The organism is Streptomyces platensis, from assembly GCF_008704855.1.
In the GTDB taxonomy this organism is placed as follows: domain Bacteria; phylum Actinomycetota; class Actinomycetes; order Streptomycetales; family Streptomycetaceae; genus Streptomyces; species Streptomyces platensis.
This window is the reverse complement of the sequence record NZ_CP023691.1, coordinates 2,397,178-2,415,562: the sequence shown is the minus strand read 5'-3', so window position 1 is coordinate 2,415,562 and position 18,385 is coordinate 2,397,178. Positions and strand designations below refer to the sequence as shown.

The 18,385-nt window shown below is 72.6% G+C and carries 15 protein-coding genes; 7 read left to right on the top strand and 8 right to left on the bottom strand.

Going from position 1 to position 18,385, the window contains the following annotated elements:
• The first annotated feature begins 29 nt into the window (after positions 1-29).
• The 4 genes from CP981_RS10455 to CP981_RS10440 all read left to right on the top strand — a co-directional run bounded on the left by CP981_RS10455 (position 30) and on the right by CP981_RS10440 (position 3,462).
• A complete protein-coding gene (locus CP981_RS10455; protein ID WP_085927266.1) occupies positions 30-395 on the top strand; it encodes an Rv2175c family DNA-binding protein in 366 nt (121 codons plus the stop codon).
• A gap of 113 nt (positions 396-508) precedes the next feature.
• Complete coding sequence (gene thiE / locus CP981_RS10450; RefSeq protein WP_085927265.1) at positions 509-1,159, top strand: thiamine phosphate synthase; 651 nt, start codon at positions 509-511, stop codon at positions 1,157-1,159.
• A gap of 167 nt (positions 1,160-1,326) precedes the next feature.
• Positions 1,327-2,244, top strand: coding sequence for a methylenetetrahydrofolate reductase [NAD(P)H] (metF, locus tag CP981_RS10445; RefSeq protein WP_085927264.1), 918 nt, complete (start codon positions 1,327-1,329; stop codon positions 2,242-2,244).
• Positions 2,245-2,280: 36 nt separating this feature from the next.
• Positions 2,281-3,462 carry a hypothetical protein gene (locus tag CP981_RS10440; RefSeq protein WP_085927263.1) on the top strand — a complete coding sequence of 394 codons (1,182 nt, stop codon included), beginning with the start codon at positions 2,281-2,283 and terminating at the stop codon, positions 3,460-3,462.
• A gap of 532 nt (positions 3,463-3,994) precedes the next feature.
• Here CP981_RS10440 and CP981_RS10435 read toward each other — a convergent pair.
• The 5 genes from CP981_RS10435 to CP981_RS10415 form a co-directional block, all read right to left on the bottom strand.
• Entirely contained in the window at positions 3,995-5,512 is a 1,518-nt protein-coding gene (locus CP981_RS10435) for a phytoene desaturase family protein (protein ID WP_085927262.1), read from the bottom strand.
• Between the two features lie 90 nt (positions 5,513-5,602).
• Positions 5,603-6,223 carry a DUF4126 domain-containing protein gene (locus CP981_RS10430; RefSeq protein WP_085927261.1) on the bottom strand — a complete coding sequence of 207 codons (621 nt, stop codon included), beginning with the start codon at positions 6,221-6,223 and terminating at the stop codon, positions 5,603-5,605.
• A 384-nt stretch (positions 6,224-6,607) separates the two neighbouring features.
• A complete protein-coding gene (locus CP981_RS10425; protein WP_085927303.1) occupies positions 6,608-7,225 on the bottom strand; it encodes a TetR/AcrR family transcriptional regulator in 618 nt (205 codons plus the stop codon).
• 83 nt (positions 7,226-7,308) lie between these two features.
• Positions 7,309-9,516: a YhgE/Pip domain-containing protein gene (locus CP981_RS10420; protein WP_085927260.1), complete on the bottom strand. Its 2,208-nt coding sequence runs from the start codon at positions 9,514-9,516 to the stop codon at positions 7,309-7,311.
• The gene (locus CP981_RS10415; protein WP_085927259.1) at positions 9,488-10,453 is read right to left on the bottom strand and encodes an ATP-binding cassette domain-containing protein; all 966 of its coding nucleotides are present in this window, start codon (positions 10,451-10,453) and stop codon (positions 9,488-9,490) included. Before CP981_RS10415 ends, CP981_RS10420 begins: the two co-directional genes overlap by 29 nt.
• Before the next feature lie 230 nt (positions 10,454-10,683).
• Between CP981_RS10415 and CP981_RS10410 the strand changes: the two genes are divergently transcribed.
• The 3 genes from CP981_RS10410 to CP981_RS10400 all read left to right on the top strand — a co-directional run bounded on the left by CP981_RS10410 (position 10,684) and on the right by CP981_RS10400 (position 12,963).
• Positions 10,684-11,169: an SAV_6107 family HEPN domain-containing protein gene (locus CP981_RS10410; protein ID WP_085927258.1), complete on the top strand. Its 486-nt coding sequence runs from the start codon at positions 10,684-10,686 to the stop codon at positions 11,167-11,169.
• 369 nt (positions 11,170-11,538) lie between these two features.
• Positions 11,539-12,294: a methyltransferase gene (locus tag CP981_RS10405; RefSeq protein ID WP_085924909.1), complete on the top strand. Its 756-nt coding sequence runs from the start codon at positions 11,539-11,541 to the stop codon at positions 12,292-12,294.
• Between the two features lie 258 nt (positions 12,295-12,552).
• A complete protein-coding gene (locus CP981_RS10400; protein WP_085924908.1) occupies positions 12,553-12,963 on the top strand; it encodes a DUF3040 domain-containing protein in 411 nt (136 codons plus the stop codon).
• Between the two features lie 324 nt (positions 12,964-13,287).
• Here CP981_RS10400 and CP981_RS10395 read toward each other — a convergent pair whose 3' ends face one another.
• The 3 genes from CP981_RS10395 to CP981_RS10385 all read right to left on the bottom strand — a co-directional run bounded on the left by CP981_RS10395 (position 13,288) and on the right by CP981_RS10385 (position 18,258).
• Positions 13,288-15,717: a transglutaminase TgpA family protein gene (locus tag CP981_RS10395; protein WP_085924907.1), complete on the bottom strand. Its 2,430-nt coding sequence runs from the start codon at positions 15,715-15,717 to the stop codon at positions 13,288-13,290.
• Positions 15,718-15,886: 169 nt separating this feature from the next.
• The gene (locus CP981_RS10390) at positions 15,887-17,239 is read right to left on the bottom strand and encodes a DUF58 domain-containing protein (RefSeq protein ID WP_085924921.1); all 1,353 of its coding nucleotides are present in this window, start codon (positions 17,237-17,239) and stop codon (positions 15,887-15,889) included.
• The gene (locus CP981_RS10385; RefSeq protein WP_085924906.1) at positions 17,239-18,258 is read right to left on the bottom strand and encodes an AAA family ATPase; all 1,020 of its coding nucleotides are present in this window, start codon (positions 18,256-18,258) and stop codon (positions 17,239-17,241) included. The genes CP981_RS10390 and CP981_RS10385 overlap by 1 nt, the downstream gene beginning before the upstream one ends.
• Between the last annotated feature and the right edge of the window lie 127 nt (positions 18,259-18,385).

Genomic DNA, 18,385 nt, shown 5'->3' with positions numbered 1-18,385 from the left:
CTGTCAGTGCGAGGTGGCAGGCTTGTCCTGTGACCGAGATTGACGCAAACATCGATGGACTCGTCCCCGCCTGGCTCACCCTCCCCGACATCGCCGAACAATTCGGAGTCGAGGTGACGCGCGTGCGGCAGCTGGTCAAGGAGGGCCAGCTGATCGCGGTGCGCCGCGGCGAGAACCGGGCGCTGCATGTGCCCGCCGATTTCATCAAGGACGACAAGGTGGTCAAGGGCCTCGTCGGCACCCTCACCCTCCTCAAGGACGACGGCTTCACCGATGAGGAGATGCTGGAGTGGCTGTTCACCCCGGATGACACCCTGCCCGGCACGCCTGCCCAGGCGCTGCGCGAGAATCGCGGCACGGAGGTGAAGCGCCGGGCCCAGGCGCTCGCCGTCTGACCCGCCCGGCGCGCTCCCGTCCAGCCGCCGCACCCGCATCCGTAACCGCACCCGAGGGGCGTACGTGCCGGAAGGCCCGGCCGTACGCCCCCGACCTGGGGGGAAGCCGCCCGATGAGCACCGCACGACAGGCCCTGGCCGATGCCCGGCTCTATCTCTGCACCGACGCCCGCAAGCGGCAGGGCGATCTGCCGCAGTTCCTGGACGCCGTGCTCGCCTCCGGTGTGGACATCGTCCAGCTGCGGGACAAGGGCATGGAGGCCGGTGAGGAGCTCCGGCACCTGGAGGTCTTCGCGGACGCCTGCCGGCGGCACGGCAAGCTGCTGGCGGTCAACGACCGGGCGGATGTCGCCCATGCGGCCGGCAGCGAGGTGCTGCACCTCGGTCAGGGCGATCTGCCGGTCCCGGCCGCCCGCGCCGTCCTCGGCCCGGACGTCCTCATAGGCCGCTCCACCCATGCCGAGGCCGAGGTGGACGCCGCGCTCACCGAGCCCGGCGTGGACTACTTCTGCACGGGCCCGTGCTGGCCCACGCCCACCAAGCCGGGCCGCCACGCCCCCGGCCTCGACCTGGTCCGCTACACCGCCGCCCGGAGCCCCGAGCGCCCCTGGTTCGCGATCGGCGGGATCGACGCCGGGAATCTGGACGAGGTGCTGACCGCCGGCGCCCGCCGGGTCGTCGTGGTCCGCGCGATCACCGAGGCGGACGACCCGGGAGCGGCGGCCGCCGCCCTGGCCAAGCGCATCCGCACCTGGGACGCCTAGCTGCTCGGCCGACCGGGATCACTTCGCGGCGGCGGTCGACGGTCGAGCGGCGGTTTTCTGTCGTCCCGGAGACCGGAAAATGTCCAACCAGTGGACATGAACCCGACCAACCAGGCATTACGCCGAAGACGGTTGGTGTGTGCCCCGCCGCTGGTTAACCTGCCGGTATGGCCCTAGGTACAGCTTCCACCAGGACTGATCGTGCGCACACGGTGCGCGAGCTGCTCGCTTCCGGCAAGCAGTCCTATTCGTTCGAGTTCGCCGCCCCGAAGACCGAGAAGGGTGAGCGGACCCTGTGGAACGCCATTCGTCGGATCGAGGCCGTCTCCCCGACCTTTGTCTCCGTGACGTACGGCGCCGGCGGCACCTCCCGTGACGGCACGGTGCGCGCCACCGAGCGCATCGCCACCGACACCACTCTGACCCCCGTCGCCCATCTGACCGCGGTCAACCACTCCACGGCGGATCTGCGCAACATCATCGGCCAGTACGCCGACGCCGGGATCCGCAATATGCTCGCGCTGCGCGGCGACCCGCCCGGCGACCCGATGGGCGAGTGGGTCAGGCACCCCGACGGCGTCGGCTACGCGGCCGACCTGGTCCGGCTGATCAAGGAGTCCGGCGACTTCTGCGTCGGTGTCGCCGCCTTCCCCGAGATGCATCCGCGCTCGACGGACTGGGACACCGATGTGGCACACTTCGTCACCAAGTGCCGGGCCGGTGCGGACTTCGCCATCACCCAGATGTTCTTCTACCCGGAGGACTACTTCCGGCTCAGGGACCGGGTCACGGCCGCGGGTTGCTCCACGCCGATCATTCCGGAGATCATGCCGGTGACGAACGTGCGCCAGATCGAACGGTTCGCTCAGCTCAGCAATGCGGCGTTCCCGCCCGAGCTGGCCGAGCGCATCCTGGCCGTCAAGGACGACCCCGCGGCGGTACGCTCCATTGGGATCGAGTACGCAACGGAACTGTGCGCACGCTTGATGGCCGAGGATGTTCCCGGGTTGCACTTCATTACCCTGAACCACTCCACGGCGACCCTGGAAATCTACGAGAATCTGGGCCTGCACCAGCAGTCCTGATCACGGTGGCCGGCGAGCGGCGGAAGAGGGGCGTATATGGGCTGGGCGATCCTCTACATCGCGTTCGGTCTGGTCGCCCTGTGGCTGCTCGGTGAGGTGCTGCTCCAGTACAAGGCGCGGCTGCGCTGGCGGTTGCTCGCCTTCACCGGCTTCCTCGCCGTGGTCATCGGCGTGATCGTCCCCTCGGTGATCGTGATCGGGCTGGGCCTGATCGCCTTCGCCATCGGGCAGACGCAGGTCACGCTCTCCTTCCGCCGCGGCTTCACCACCGGCTGGGCGCTGGGCGGCAAGCCCGGCGAGAGCCGTCGCCGGCGGGCCCGCCCGGGCGGGCCGCCGCCCGCCGAACCGACCCTGGAGGTCTCCGGCTTGGAGGCGGTCCCGCCCACCGGCGGCACCGCCCCGGCTCCCGATAGCGGCCCGGACACCTTCGAGAGCACCGGCGGCTTCCAGAGCCGCGACGCCTTCGACAGCACGGGCGGTTTCCAGAGCCAGGACGCCTTCGCCGCGCAGGAAACCATCGTCGGCCAGGGCCCTTTTCCCGCGCAGGACACGTTCGCCGGGCAGGGCTCCTACGGCGGGCCGGGCTCCTACAACTACCCCGCCGACGACGGCTATCGGAGCCAGGACCCCTACCAGCCGCAGCAGGACCAGGACGCCTACGCCACCCAGCCGTTCGCCGCCCAGGACGACTACACCCGGGCCGACGGCGGCGCCGTCTACGCCCCGCAGCCGATGCCCGACGAGACCGGCCAGTACGGCATCTACAGCCCCGACGCCCGCGGCCCGCAGAACGACTACGGCTACGACGCGTACAACGGCGCCGCCGCCAACGCCAACGGCAACGGCTATGCGTACGACGGGAGTTACGGCCAGGGCCCCGCCGCCCAGGACCCGTATGGCGACCCCTACGCGGCCTACGGCGACAATCCGGGCCAGGCCGGGCAGGCACCCTACGCCGACCCGTACCTCGGCACCCAGCAGTACGCCGCGCCCTACGACCCGTACGAGCAGCCGGACCCGTACGCCCAACCGCCCTACGGTGCGCAGCAGTACGACAGCCAGGGACAGCCGCTCGGCCCGTACCCCGGCCAGGGCTACGGCGAGACCCCGCCCGGCGGCGTCTGGGTCCCCCAACAGCGCGACACCGAACTCCCGCCCGAGCAGCCCTATCCGCCCTACCAGCAGCCGGGGTACGACGGGCAGCCATATCGTTATTAGCCCCACGCTTTTGTCTTTCCCGCCGTGGTGGTTGCTCGCCGTTGCGCCTGCGGCGGGCGGGGTCCGCTGCGCGGGGCTGTTGGGGTGCGGTGACGGGTCTGCGCGGGTGGGGGTTTCCGGACTGCTTCGCTTTACGTCCGGAAACCCCCACCCGCTCCGACCCGTCCCCTCCCGTTGGGGGATGGGGAAAGCGTTGGTGGGGGACCAGCGGGTGGTCCGGTGCGGCTCGTTGAACACAGGCAAGGGGCACGAGCACAGGCACAGGCGTGGGGATCGGCGTAGGCATGGGCATGGGTGGCCCCGCCCCCACTCACCGTCACTCACTCCCCAACGGGAGGGGACGGGCCGGAGGGGCCTGGTGTGTGGACGTAAAGCGAAGCAGTCCACACACCAGGCCCCGGAGGCCCGTCACCGCACCCACAGCCCCGCGCAGCGGACCCCGCCCGCCGCAGGCGCCACGGCGGGGGCCCCGCGCAAGCGGGCCACAAACGGCGAGGTCCCACACGGCGGGAAAGCCGAAAACGTGGGAAGCCTACGTAGAGCCGTGCCAGGTGTCGCCGTTGACGATGAGGCCCGCGACGATCGCGCCGGACATGCCGGCGTGGGCCGGGCCGCCGCCCGGGTGTGACCAGCCGCCGACCGCGTAGAGACCCGGTATCCGGGTGCGGTTGGCGGGTCGCAGGAAGCGGCCCTCCTGGCCGGCCAGTGCCGGGCCCGGGACCAGGGCGTCGTCCGTCGGGGGCAGCACCTCGCGCCGCAGCACCCGCTCCCGCAGCCCGGGTACCGCGGCCTCGGCGATCTCTGTCATCCGCTCGGCGTCGGCCGCCACGGCCTCACCGTCGGTCCAGTCGACCGGGCCGTGCGGAGCCACCGTCGCGGTCAGGGTCACGGCCTCGTGGGCGTCGTCCGGCCGGGTGGCCGGGTCGTCGGGGCGCAGCACCGTCACCGTGGGCCGGTCGCAGGGGGTCCGCAGGCCGGACCCGTCGCCGAACACACCCGCCAGCTCGGCCTCGCGGTTCGCGGCATGGACCACTGTCCGATGAGCGGCCTCCTTGGGGCGTGTCCCACGCAGTGCGAGGCAGACCGTGAGCCGTCCGGTGGCGCGGTCGCCCGGCCCCAGGTCGGGGCGGACGTCGTCCGCACCCCACGGCTCCCGCCCCTGGCAGAGCTCCATGAGCCGCACCGGATCGACGCCGGCGACCACGAACTCCGCCTCGGACACCCGGCCGTCGGCCAGCTCCACGCCCGCCGCCCGGCCGTCCTTCTCCACGATCCCGGTCACCGCCGTGCCGAAACTGAACTCCACCTTGCGCGCCACACAGCGCTCGTACAGCGCGTCGGCCAGTGCCCGCATCCCGCCGCGCGGATACCAACTCCCGAAGGTCTGCTCCATGTACGGCAGCACGACGGCGCTGGCCGGGGCGCTGCGCGGGTCGAAGCCGTACGCCAGCGCATGGCTCTCCAGCAGCGCGATCAGCCGGGGATCGGCCAGCTCACGGCGGGCCACCTCAGCGAGGGTGGCGGTCGTGGGGCCCTTGCCGCGGCCGAACAGGCCGCGCTTGCGCACCGCCGGATAGGGATCGCGCCCCAGCACCCGCCAGTCCGGCCACAGCGGCTCCTCCAGGAGCGGCCGGCGGGTGGCGTCCCAGGCCTCGCGGGCGCGGCCCACCAGGTCGCTCCAGCGCTCCCCGGCGCCCGCGCCCAGCGCCTGGTCGAGGGCCGCCAGCACACCGGCCCGTGAGGCGTTCGGCAGTGAGACGGCCGTGCCGTCGGCGAAGACATGGCGGGCGGCGGGGTCGACCTGGGTCAGCTCGACGCAGCTCTCCAGCGGCTCCCGGCCGGTCTTGAGGAACAGATCGCGGTAGACGGCCGGCAGATGCAGCAGTCCGGGTCCTGTGTCGAAGGCGAAGCCGTCCCGTGCCAGTTGTCGCAGCGCGCCGCCGTGCGTCGCGCCGCGCTCGAACACCGCCACCCGGTGGCCCGCGACGGCCAGCCGGGCAGCGGCTGCCATCGCGCCCATCCCGGCGCCGATCACCGCAATCCGTGCCATGCCTGCGACTTTATCCGGAGCCGCTGACAACGCCCGCACGGCTGTGGAAAACCCTCCCGGCAGCGGCCGCCCGCCGCCGGAAGCCCGAGGTCAGGTCACCGGAGGTGCCGTGCCGGCCGCCACGGCCGACCGCTTCTGCGCGCGCCGCTCCCGCCGCCGCTGGAGGAATCGGCGGATCCGCGACCACAGGAAGATCACCACCGCGATCCCCGCGGCCAGCAGCGTCCCCGCGATGACCGCCGCGGCCACCGGATGGAACAGGGCGAAGGCGATGAGCCCCGCGACCCCCAGATCCTCGGCCAGGCTCAGCACGATGTTGCTGGCCGGCTCCGGCGAGGCGTTGACCGCGATCCGGGTGCCCGCCTTGACCAGATGGCTCAGCAGCGCCGTCGAGCCGCCCACCGCGCCCGCCGCCAGCTCGGGCAGCGAACCGTTGTGGCCGGCCAGCAGCGCCGCCACCACACCGCCGGCGACCGGCCGGATCACCGTGTGCACGGTGTCCCAGACCGAGTCCACGTACGGGATCTTGTCGGCGACGGCCTCGACCACGAAGAGCAGCCCGGCCACGATCAGAACATCCGGGCGCTCCAGCGCCGCGGGCACCTCATCGGAGACGCCGGTCGCGCCGAGCAGGCCGAGGAGCAGGACGACGGCGTAGGCGTTGATCCCGCTCGCCCAGCCACTGGTGAACACCAAGGGAAGTACGGACACGCCGCAGATCGTAGGCCCCGACTGGGGGTCGGTGCTCAGTTTTGAGTATCCGTACTCAGACGCCGAGATGAGTAGGTACGCGGATGGGCCGGAGCCCGCCCGGACGGAAGAGTAGGGATCACGGAAGGGAAGCGGCGCCGCACCGCCGACACGGGGCGGCGGAGCGGCGCGGCTCCCGGACGTGACGGGGGAACACGGGGGACGCACGGGGGAGTACGGGGGAAAACGGGGGAAGCGCTGTCCTGGTCGGATCGAAGGGGGAACGATCCGTGCCAGGGCAGCGCACCCTTTTGTGCGGGTTCCGGGGGAAGGGAAAAGGGGTGCGCGCCGTAGCTGACCACTACGGCGCGCACCCTCTTTCCGCTTCCGGGGGACGTCCTTCCGTCACTGCGAGGGCCGGCCGCTGATCCTCCCCTGGAGCAGCCGCGACAGCGCCGCGTGCACATCGTCGAGCGACCGGTCCGGCTGGTACGACTGCCAGTCCAGGGCGGCCACCAGCACCATCCCGAACAGCGCCGAGGCGGTCAGCGGGATATCGATCTCCTCGCTCAGCTCCTCACGGGCGACCGCCTCCCGCAGCACGTCCTCCACCACCGTGATGGCCCGCTCCCGCACCACCATCAGCGTCGACTGCCAGGCCCGGTTGGTGCGCCACAGCTCGGCGACGTAGAGCTGGGTGAGCGCCGGGTAACGGGAGATGAAGTCCAGCCCGGCCCGGATCATCGCGTCCAGCGCGTCGATCCGGGTGCCGCCCCCGTCGGTCACCTCCTCGGCGGCCGCCTGGAGGGACGTCGCCAGCATCTCGATGCCGTGCCGCAGCAGCTCTTCGAAGAGCACGTTCTTGCTCGCGAAGTTGTAGTAGACGGTGCCCTTCGCGACACCCGCCCGCTCGGCGATCTCATCCACCGTGGTCGAGGAGAAGCCCTGTTCGGCGATGAGCGTGACCGCGGCTTCGAAGAGCTTGCGCCGGGTGGCGTCGCGGCGTGAATTGGAGCTGTCCATGGGGGCGATTGTGCCGCCCCCGGACGATTGATGCGCGGCGCGGAGCGCCTCCGGCAGGGCGGTGGTGGGCGACGGGCGGGCGCTCACAGGCTCAGTTCCGGATGCAGGTCCTTCATCCGCACCACCTGGCGGCCGCGCGCCGTCAGGGACGTCAGCGCGAGGGCCCCCGCGGTGAACGCCAGCAGCACCACACTGCCCTGCCACACGGGCGCGAGGTCACCGCCCGTGATGAGCCGGCGCAGCCCCTCCACGATGTAACTCATCGGCAGATAGGGGTGGATGGCGGCGAAGAAGCCCGGACTGGTCTGCACCGGATAGGTGCCGCCCGCCGACGTCAGCTGGAGCATCAGCAGCGCCAGCACCAGGATCCGCCCGGCCGGTCCGAACTGCGCGTTCAGCCACTGCACCAGTGCCGAGAAACACGCCGTGACCAGGACAAGGAACCCGATGGTGCCGGCTGCCCGCACCATCTCCAGACCGATCGCGAAGTGCAGTACGGACATCAGCGCCGCGGTCTGAAGCACCCCCACGCCGAACACCGGCAGCCAGCCCGACAGCGCCACCCGCCAGGAGGCGGCGCCCATCGCCAGTGCCCGCCGGTTGAGCGGCTGGATCAGCATGTACGCCACCATCGCGCCCACCCACAGGGACAGCGGGATGAAGTACGGGGCGAACCCGGTGCCGTAGTTGGGCGCCTTGTGGGCCGCGTCCGAAGACAGCTGCACCGGGTCGGACATGACCAGGGTGTGCGCGTCGCGGTCCTTCTTGCCGTAGTCGGGGATCCGCTTCGCTCCGTCGTGCAGCCCGCCGGCCAGCTTCTGCGAACCGTCCGAGAGCTTGAACATGCCGCCGTTCAGTGTCTGCGCGCCGTCCTTGAGCCGGCCCACACCGGAGTCGAGGTCGCCGATCCCGGCCGCCGCGCGGCCCGTACCGTCGTGCAGCCGGTGCGCACCGTCGTTGAGCCGGTTCGCGCCGGCCGCCAGCCGGGCGTTGCCGGCGGACAGTTTGCGCGCCCCCGCGGACACCTTGTGCGCCCCGTCGTTCAGATCGTTGATCTTCTTGACCGCGGCATCCATGTCGGCGCCCAGGGTGGGCCCGCGCTGCGCCAGCTCGTTCGCCAGGGAGTGCAGGGTGTCCAGGTCCCGGCCCAGTTGGTCGAGGTTCTTCTGGTCGTGCACATAGCCGCTGACCTCCTCGGCCTTGTCCGCCGCGGTGGCCGCCTCCTCCTTGAGCTGCTTCAGCTCCGCACAGGAGGTGTCGAGCCGCACCCCGCTCTCACAGCGCAGCCGGTAGTAGGAGGCCATGTGGTCGGAGATCCCCCGGGAGAGCTTCGCTCCCGTGGAGGCCGCGGCGGGAAGCTTGTCCAAGTGGTCACGGATCGCCTGCGAACCGTCGGCGACGAGCTGCGCCGCCTCGCCGATCTCCTTGCCGTGCGCCCGGATGAAGGGCCCCACCTTGCCGACGACTCCGTTGACCTTGTCGGCCAGCTGCTGGGTGCCCTGCGCCACCTGCCCCGAGCCGTCGGCCAGTTGGCGCGAGCCGTCAGCGGCGGTCCCGGCTCCCCGGGCGAGATCGGAGCTGCCCCGGGAGAGCCGCCCCGCGCCCGCGTCGAGGTCGCCCAGGCCGGTGACGAGCTTGCCGCTGCCGTTCTTCGCGGTGCCCAGGCCGTCGGCCAGCTTGCCCGTGCCGTGCTTGGCCTGCCCGATGCCGTCCTTGAGCCGGTCAGCGCCGCTCGCGGCCTGTTCGGTCTTGCCGTGCAGCGTCGAGAAGGAGACGAAGATCTTGTCCAGGAAGGTCCGCGACGACTTCGTGGAGGCCGCGGAGCGCACCTCGGAGAACACCGTCCGGGAGATCTGCCCGACGATGTAGTTGTTCGCGTCGTTCGTCCGCACCTTCAGTGCGCCGGTCTCCGGATGGTCCCCGGAGCTGGAGGCGATCCGCCGGCTGAAGTCCTTGGGGATGGACAGCGAGAGGTAGTACGAGCCGTCCTCCACGCCCCTGGCGGCCTCCTTGGCGTCCACCGGCCGCCAGTCGAAGGTATGGCTGTCCCGCAGCCCCGAGACGATGCTGTCGCCCGCCGAGATCCGCTTCCCGCCGACGGCCGCGCCGGTGTCCTCGTTGACCAGCGCGACGGGGATCTTGTCCAGCCGCCCGTACGGGTCCCAGAAGGACCACAGGTAGAGCGCGCCGTACAGGAGCGGCAGCAGCAGGAGGGCGGCCAGCGCGGCGCGCGGCAGTTTGCCCCTCCCGAACCGCTTCAGCTCAAGCGCGGCCAGTTTCGGCGAGCGCATCGGCCGCCCCCTCCTCGTCGTGCCCGTCGTCGGCGGGGGCCTTGGAGGGGGGCTCGGCCGGTGCGCTGTCCGCGCTCGCGGTGCCGGCCGGTCCGGAGGGCTCGCCCTGGCTGTCCTTCCCGGCCTTTCCGGCCTCGCTCTCCTCGCGGCCCTCGGGGGTCTTGCTCTCCTCGCTGTCCGTGGTGGAGGTGGAGGTGCCGGACGCGTCCTCGGGGGCGGTGGGCTCCGGGCGGCCGCCCGTACGCACCAGCACCACGTCCTCGTCGCCCACCGGCGGCTCGCTGCACACCGCGAGCACCGTGGTGCCGGCCGCCGCGAGGCCGTGCAGCATCTTCCAGGCCGCGCCGCGCTCGTCGTCGGACAGCTTCAGATCGGTGTCGTCAATGGCCAGCAGCCGGGGGCCGCCGATCAGCGCGAGCGCCACGGACAGCCGCAGCGCCTCCAGCCGCTCCAGGTCGCGCACGGACGTACGGATCCCCTTGGGCAGCGACTCCAGGTCGAGGCCGGCCGCGGTCAGTGCGGTGTCCACCAAGGCGCGGGCCGCGGCCCTGCGCTCGCGCCGGGGCTTCAGCAGCGCCCGCAGTGAAGCGCCGAACCGGCCCTGCAACAGGGCGCGTTCCCGCAGATGCTCGCCCACGGTGAGCGCCGGATCGAGCTCGGCGACCCCCGGCACATGGGCGAGCGCGGTGACGGACCGGACCGCGGACTTCTTCTTGGGCAGTGGCAGGCCGCCGACCTCGGCGGTGCCCGCGGCGGACTTCATCCGGCCGGTGAGCGCGAGCAGCAGACACGTACGGCCCGAGCCCGAGGGGCCCTGTACGGCGATCAGCGAACCGGGCGCGGCCGTGAAGTCGATGTTCCGGAACGCCCATCCGCGGGGGCCCTTGACCCCGAATCCCGTGGCCGTGACCGCCGCCCCGTGCGGGGTGCTGTCCACGATCCCCTCCTTTGAACTGACTGGTCAGTTCAAAAAGTATGCCGCATCCCACCCCCCGTTCCGCAAGGGGATGTTCGGAATCCGTTCCCGCGAATTCGCGGATCAGGCCGTCCCCTTTTCGACGAAAGTGCAGGCCAGTGCCGATTGTCAGTGGCGTACGTCACGATGGGCTCATCCGGTCCGAATCGGCATTCGGTCCCGAACCGGCATGCGACGACAGGAGGTTCGTCATGGCAGCTCGTCCCGACAGGGGCAGCTCCGCTGCGTACGGTCCCCCGAGCGATGTCCACCCCGTCCTGCGGCGGGCGACCGCACCACCCGCCGCACTCGCCCTGCTCACCCAGGCCCAGCAGGGCCTCGACGAAGCACAGACCCTCGAAACTCCCAACGAGCAGTTCGCCACGGCCCATCTGGCCGCGCTGCGCACCGCCGCCGCCGTCCTCGCCGTCCGTGGCCGGCCGGAGACCACCGTGCGCCGCAGGCAGCGTATCCGCAGCGCCTGGGAAGTGCTGCCCGAGGTCGCGCCCGAACTCGCCGAGTGGAGCGCCCTGTTCGCCGCCGGCGCCGCCCGCCGCGCGAAGGCCGAGGCCGGCATAGCCGGTGCGGCCAGCCGCCGTGACGCCGACGATCTCCTGCGCGACACCGCCATGTTCCTGCGCCTGGTGGAGCGGATGCTGCTCCTCCAGCCCTCCGTGCCACCCCAGCGGGCGGGGTGAGCAACGGCTGAGCCCGGGGCGGGGAGGCGGCGGAGGAGAGCGGGAGGAGCGGAGCGGGAGGAGGGGAGTGGGGGTGGGGTGGGGCCGGGGCGCCGGGGGAAGGGGAAGCAGCGGTACTCGGCTCCCACCGCCCACTGCCCACCCACCTGCCCCACGCCCGCCTCTCCGCCCACCGCCCCGCCTCTCCGCGCCCCCGGGCCGCTGCCCCTCCGCTCCGCCACCTTGACCACCCGCTTCACCACCCGTCCCTCTCCCGCCCCGCCGAGCGCCACGGCGGCTCCCGGTGGCTCCGCAGGCGGTGGACGGCGCGGGACGGAATAGGGTGGTGAACGCCTAGACGTTCATGCCCCCGCCGAGGAGCCACCCGCCGTGTCTGACCCGCTGCGCCCGCGCGCATCCCTTCGTACCGCCGTGGTCTGGGAGGTCCTCAAGGACGCCCTGGAGCGCCGGGTCAAGGCCACCGGCCGCGACGCGCTGGACGTCCTCGACACCGGCGGCGGCACCGGCAACTTCGCCGTGCCGGTCGCCCGCCTCGGCCACCGCGTCACGGTCGTCGACCCCAGCCCCAACGCCCTCTTCGCCCTGGAGCGCCGCGTCGCCGAGGCGGGCGTCGCCGACCGGGTACGCGCGGTCCAGGGCGACGCCCACGGCCTGTTCGACGTCGTCGAGCGCGGCGGCTACGACGCCGTGCTCTGCCATGGCGTGCTGGAGTACGTCGACGACCCGGCCGAGGGTCTCCGCAACGCCGTCGACGCCCTGCGCCCGGCCGGCACCCTCAGCCTGCTCGCCGCCGGTCTGGGCGGTGCCGTCCTCGCGCGCGCCCTCGCGGGCCACTTCACCGAGGCCCGCCAGGCCCTCACCGACCCGGCCGGACGCTGGGGCGAGGGCGACCCGGTCCCGCGCCGCTTCACCGCCGATCAGCTCACCGAGCTGGTGTCCGCCACCGGCCTGGAGGTCGGCGCGGTCCACGGCGTACGGGTCTTCGCCGACCTGGTCCCCGGCGTGCTGGTGGACACCGAGCCGGGCGCCATGGAAGCGCTGCTGAAGCTCGAGGCGGCCGCCGCCGAACAGCCCGCCTTCCACTCCGTGGCCACCCAGCTGCACGTCCTCGCGGAACGCGACTGACCCAGGCGGCTCACGCGACTACCGCGTGCAGTCGGCCACAGACCACCCGATCAGCCCCTTCGCCCCGTATGATCGGGGTACGACGTTCCGGCATGACGGACAGGCGGGTGGGGAATGCAGGCAGCATCACCACCGGTCGCCGTGGCGGCCCGGACAGTGAACTGGCGTCGAGGGGCGGGTTTCACGGGGGCGATTCCCTGCCTATCCTGAAAGGGTCGCACCCGGTCGCCCCCCGCGACCGACGAGTAGGAGGACTCCGTGCCGCTCTCGGAGCACGAGCAGCGCATGCTCGAGCAAATGGAGCGAGCGCTGTACGCCGAAGATCCCAAGTTCGCGACAGCGCTTGAGGGAAGCGGGCTGCGTACGTACACCCGGCGACGGGTTTACCAAGCGGTCGCGGGCTTCCTGGTGGGTATCGCCCTGCTCATGGCCGGAATGGTCGCGCAGCAGATCTGGATCAGTGTGGTGGGCTTCCTCGTCATGCTCGGCTGCGCCGTGCTGGCGGTTACCGGCTGGCGCAAAGCTCCCAAGCCGGGTGAGCAGCAGTCTGCGGGTTCCGGAGGCGCCGCGGGTGCCCCGGCGCGCAGTCAGGCCAGGCAGCGGCGCTCGATGATGAACCGTATCGAGGACCGCTGGCAGCGACGCAGGGACGAACAACAGGGCCACTGAGCCACGACGGAGCGGCGGATTCGCGGGATTTCCCCGAATCCGTCGGGAGCGTCTCCCTGAGCGACTCCTCGTGCCCCGGGAGATGTTTCTTTCCGTCATTCTTCCTGTTGCGTCTCACGGCGCTTTCCGTCACTCTTTCCCGCCGCGTTTTCGCCGTTGCAGTTTGCCGTCTCCGGCCCGCAGTTCGCCCTCCGCGGGCCCGTTAGTTCTCCGTTCCTTTCCGCCCTTCGGCACGCAACACGTTCTCCGGTGGCGCCGGAAGCGGAAATGTGCTGGGGCCGCCCGATCCTGTCGGGCGGCCCCAGCACATTTTTTGCCGTGTGGTCAGGCCCGCCGCGGGCCCGGCCGGAGGGCGGCCAGCGCGCGCCGTGCCGTGGCCACCGGGCGGCTGGTACGGCAGCGGAGCAGCAGTGCCGACCAGCGGGCCGACCAGGCCCAGCGGAGCCGGACCGCGGAGCGCGGGGCGAGCTGGGCCCGCAGCCGCAGACCACGGCTCGCACCCGTCCGCAGCCCGGCCCGCACCTGCTGTACGTCCGGGGCGAGTCCGGACACCGGCTGCGGATGGGGGGCGTACAGCACCTGCTCGACCGCCGCCGCGACTCTCCGGGCGGCCCCGGCGGGCTCCGGTGGCAGCTCTCCGATGTGGATGATGCGCTCGGCGGCCTTGCGCGGGGTCAGTGACTCGTCCGGCAGGATGCCGAAGTCCCAGGCGGTGTCCAGCAGCTCCCGCCAGGCGGCGAGGGTGGCCGCCGTCGGGTCGTCGTGCGGGCCCGCCAGCCGTCCGGAGCGTATGCGCAGGCGCCACAGCAGCGGGCCCGCCGGCAGCAGCAGGACCAGCAGCGCGGCCAGTGCCGCGACGACGGCCGGCCAGGGGGACGAGCCGCCGTCCGGCGGGCGGGTACCGGCCTCCGCGGGCAGCGGGACGCAGGCCGAACCGGAGCCGGACCGCCGCTCACCGGGGCCACAGGACGGGTCCGCCGACGGGCCCGCCGAGGGGGCCGCGGACCGGGAGGGCGCGGGGTCCGGGCTGCCGGGGTCGGGGGTGTCCGGGGTGTCGGGGTACGCGTAGTCCGGGACACTGCCGCGGCTCGGGGTCGGTTCGAAACGGGTCCAGCCGATGCCCTGGAAGTACAGCTCCGGCCAGGCGTGTGCGTCCTTGAGGCCGACCGAGGTCGTGCCGTCGGGCTGCTTGGTGCCGGGGGTGAAACCGACCGCTACCCGGGCCGGGATCCCCAGCGTCCGGGCCATCGCCGCCATCGAGAACGAGAAGTGGACGCAGAAGCCCTCCTTCTGCCGCAGGAAGCGCGCGATGGCCTCGGAACCGCTGCCGGCCCGGACCTGCGTGTTGTAGCTGAAGCCGCCGTTGAGGGCGAACCAGTCCTGGAGCTTGACGGCCCTGGCGTAGGCGGTCGGGGCGCCGCGCGTGACCTGACGTGCGGTGCTGCGGACGACCGGGGGCAGCGAGCGGGGCACCTTGGTGTACTCGCGCAGCAGGTCGGCGGGGGGCGCCGGGGCGGCGGCCAGCTGCCGGGACGTGGGCCGCACCTGGAGGCTCTCGACCTGGTACTGGAGGCCGTGGGTGTTCTGTCCGCGGTCCCCGACGAGGGTGCGGCCCTGCGGCTCGAAGCGCCAGCGCCCGGAGATGTCCACCTTGGAGGCCGGGTAGGGGAGCGGCAGCCAGTTCTGGGCGTACCACTCGGCGGTCGAGATCGAGGTGTTGACCCGGTCGAGGTCGACCGCGGTGCTGAGGCCGGTCGGTTGCGGCAGCCGCTCCGGGACGTCCGTGACCGTGCGCTCGGACGGCTTCCAGGTCGTGCCGTCGAACTGGTCGAGGGCGACGATCCGCAGATACAGGCCGCGGGTGTCGGCGGCGGTCGTGCGGTAGTTGAGGACTTCCTTGTCCTCGGGCTGGTTGAGGCTGTCCTGGAGGGACACCAGGGGGTTCACCGCGGAGATCGTGCCGCCTCCGCCGCCGGGGCCCGCACCGCTGCCGCCGGTGCCGAACAGCCCGCCGCCAAGGGAGGGCAGTAAGGCGGGCACCACCAGGGCGATCCCGAGGACCAGGGCGCCGATCCTGCGGCCCGTACGGACCGGGGCCAGGACCGGACCGCCGAGGGCGGCGAACGCCTGGCCGCGGTCCGGCCGGCTCGCGTCGGCGCCCCCGCCGAAGACCCGGCCCCACTGGGAGAGCCGGTCCCGGCCCTCGGCCAGGAGGAGCAGCAGATAGCCGGCCGCCGCGATCAGGAACCGCAGCCAGCCCGCGCCGCCCTGGGACAGCCCGGCCGCCACCGAGTAGAGCGCGAGCAGCGGCAGACCGGCGGGCGCGGCGCTGCGGTACGTGACCGCCAGCGCATCGACTATCAGGCCGATCACCAGCACTCCGGCGATCAGCAGCAGCCGGATGCCGGGGGTGACGGGGGCGGGGATGGCGTACCGGCCGACGTCCCGCACGCCGGTCTGCAGCAGCCGGCCGAATTCCGCGAGGGCGTCCGGGCCCGGCAGCAGGCCGAGGATCGCCTCGCTCGGGGTGAAGAGCAGGGTCATCAGCAGCACGCCGGCCAGCAGCTGGACGCCGATGACCAGCGGCCCGGCCAGGGGGACCCGGCGCGCGGCCGCGCCCACGCCCGTCAGGAGGGCCAGCAGGACCGCCGCCTGGATCAGCCAGCTGATCGGTTCCACCAGCGGCAGCAGTGCGCCGGCGGCACACAGCGTCGCCACCGCCGCACACAGCGCCAGCCGCGCCCGGCCGCTCATGCCCGTGCCTCGCTTCGCTCGGGGCCGCCGGGGCAAGGCCCGCGCCGGCCGTTGATCCGACCGCTGATCCGGCCGCGGGAACGCCGCGCGCCCGGTTGTCCGTCCGCGGGCAGCACCTCGTCCCTCACCGGCCCCTGGCCCGTAAGCCGTCCATCGCGCCCGCTCCCGCTCATGACCGGCCTCCCGCCACCGTCTCCGGGGTGCCCGTACGCTCCGCGGCCGCGCGCCACAGGGTGGGGAGGGTGTCCCCGGGCGTCACCGGCAGCGCCGTCCAGCCGGCCTTCCGCAGCAGCTGAAGGCGTTCGGCCACCGGGACCTGGCCGTCGGAGAATCTGATGCCGCCGGGGCCCCGCGTCCAGGCGTCGCCGTCCAGGACGAAGGCGACGGCCGCGCCGCTGCGCTGCCGCATCCGCCCGGCGACCACCGCCTGCTCCTCGTCCAGATCGCCGAAGAAGGCGACCAGCAGTCCTTCGTTGCCGCCGCGCAGGACGTCGTACGCCGCCGACAGGCCGTGCTCCTCGGAGCGCTCCACGACGGCGAGAGTGTCCAGCAGCAGGCCCGCGGCGTCGGCGGAGCCGGTGCCGCCCGCGAAGCTGCCGGCGCCGTCGGGCCCTGGCACCGAGCTGCCGGTGTCGGTCAGCAGCCGCACCGAGAAGCCGCGTTCCAGCAGATGCACCGCGGTGGAGGCGGCGCCCGCCACCGCCCACTCGAAGGCCGAGTCGGGGCCCGAGCCCGGGTGGGCGTCCTCGCGGGTGTCGAGCAGGACCGTGCAGCGCGCCTTCTGCGGCTGCTCCTCCCTGCGGACCATCAGCTCCCCGTAGCGCGCGGTGGAGCGCCAGTGGACGCGGCGCAGATCGTCGCCGTGGCGGTAGCCGCGCGGGATGACGTCGTCCTCCCCGGCCAGCGCCGGCGAGTGCTGCCGCCCCTCGCCGTACCCGGCGGCCTCGCCCACCTGCCGCACGGCCGGCAGCGGTTCGACCCGCGGCACGACCGTCAGGGTGTCGGAGGCGCTGAACGAGCGGGTCAGCTCGCACATTCCGAACGGGTCCGAGAGCCGCAGCTGAAGCGGCCCCAGCGGATAGCGTCCGCGCAGATCGGAGCGGACCCGGTAGGAGACCTCGCGGCGGCCGCCGGCCTCGACCCGGTCCAGGATGAAGCGCGGCCGGGGGCCGAGGACATACGGCACCCGGTCCTGGAGCATCAGCACGCCGGTCGGCAGCCGGGACACGTTCTCCATCCGCAGCCGCACGCGGGATTCGGTGGCGGCGGGCACCCGCGCGGGGGCGAGCGTCCGGCTGCCCGCGACGCGGTAGCGGGTGCGGTGCAGCACCAGGACACACACCAGCGGGAGGGCGGCGAGCAGCAGCCCGACCCGCAGCAGATCCGCCTGCCCGAGGAGGTAGGAGCACACCGCGGCGGCCACCCCGGCCGCCAGGAACGACCGGCCGCGGGTCGTCAGCCCCGCGAGGGCCGCCCGCAGCCCGTCCCGTTCCGGAGCGCCCTCGCTCCCCCCGTCGGACATCACAACCCCCGTACGCCGGGCGGCCGCTGGCCTGGTGTCCGCCACGGCTGGGCGGACGGCTCGGGGACCGGGACGCGCTGGAGGAGCTCCAGCACGATCTGCTCGGCCGTACGGCGGTTCAACTGGGCCTGGGCGGTGGGCAGCAGCCGGTGCGCGAGCACCGGTACCGCCAGCGACTGGACATCGTCGGGGAGGGTGTACTCCCGCCCCTGGAGCGCGGCCGACGCCTTGGCGGCGCGCAGCAGATGCAGGGTCGCCCGCGGTGAGGCGCCGAGCCGCAGCTCGGCGTGGCTGCGGGTGGCTCCCACCAGATCGACGGTGTATCTGCGGACCGTATCGGCGACATGGACCGTGCGCACCGCGTCGATCAGCTTCACGATCTCGTGGGCGTGCGCGACCGGCTGGAGGTCGTCGAGGGGGGAGGCGCCGCCGTGCACATCCAGCATCTGCAACTCGGCCGCCGGGCTCGGGTATCCGATCGACACCCGGGCCATGAAGCGGTCCCGCTGTGCCTCGGGGAGCGGGTACGTGCCCTCCATCTCCACCGGGTTCTGGGTGGCGACCACCATGAAGGGGTCGGGCAGCTGGTAGGTCTGCCCGTCCATCGTGACCTGGCGCTCCTCCATGGACTCCAGCAGCGCCGACTGGGTCTTGGGCGAGGCGCGGTTGATCTCGTCGCCGATCACGATCTGGGAGAAGATCGCGCCGGGCTTGAACTCGAAGTCCCGCTGCTGCTGGTCGAAGATGCTGACGCCGGTGATGTCCGAGGGCAGCAGGTCGGGCGTGAACTGGATGCGCCGCACCGAGCAGTCGATGGAGCGGGCCAGTGCCTTGGCGAGCATGGTCTTGCCGACGCCGGGCACATCCTCGATGAGCAGATGTCCCTCGGCCAGCAGCACGGTCAGCGCGAGCCGTACGACCTCCGGCTTGCCCTCGATCACTTGCTCCACCGACCGGTGAACCCGCTCCGCGGTGGTGGTCAGATCGCTGAGGCTCGCTCGTTCGTCATACGTCGTCACTCGGCCCTCCTCGGCCCGTACCAAGGGCCGATGCCCCCTTTACGGACCCGGCCCACCCCGAACGTGCGCATCGCCCCCGGCCGGGGGCCAGGACGACGGCACCTACGCATTCTTGCTGCCCGCGCGG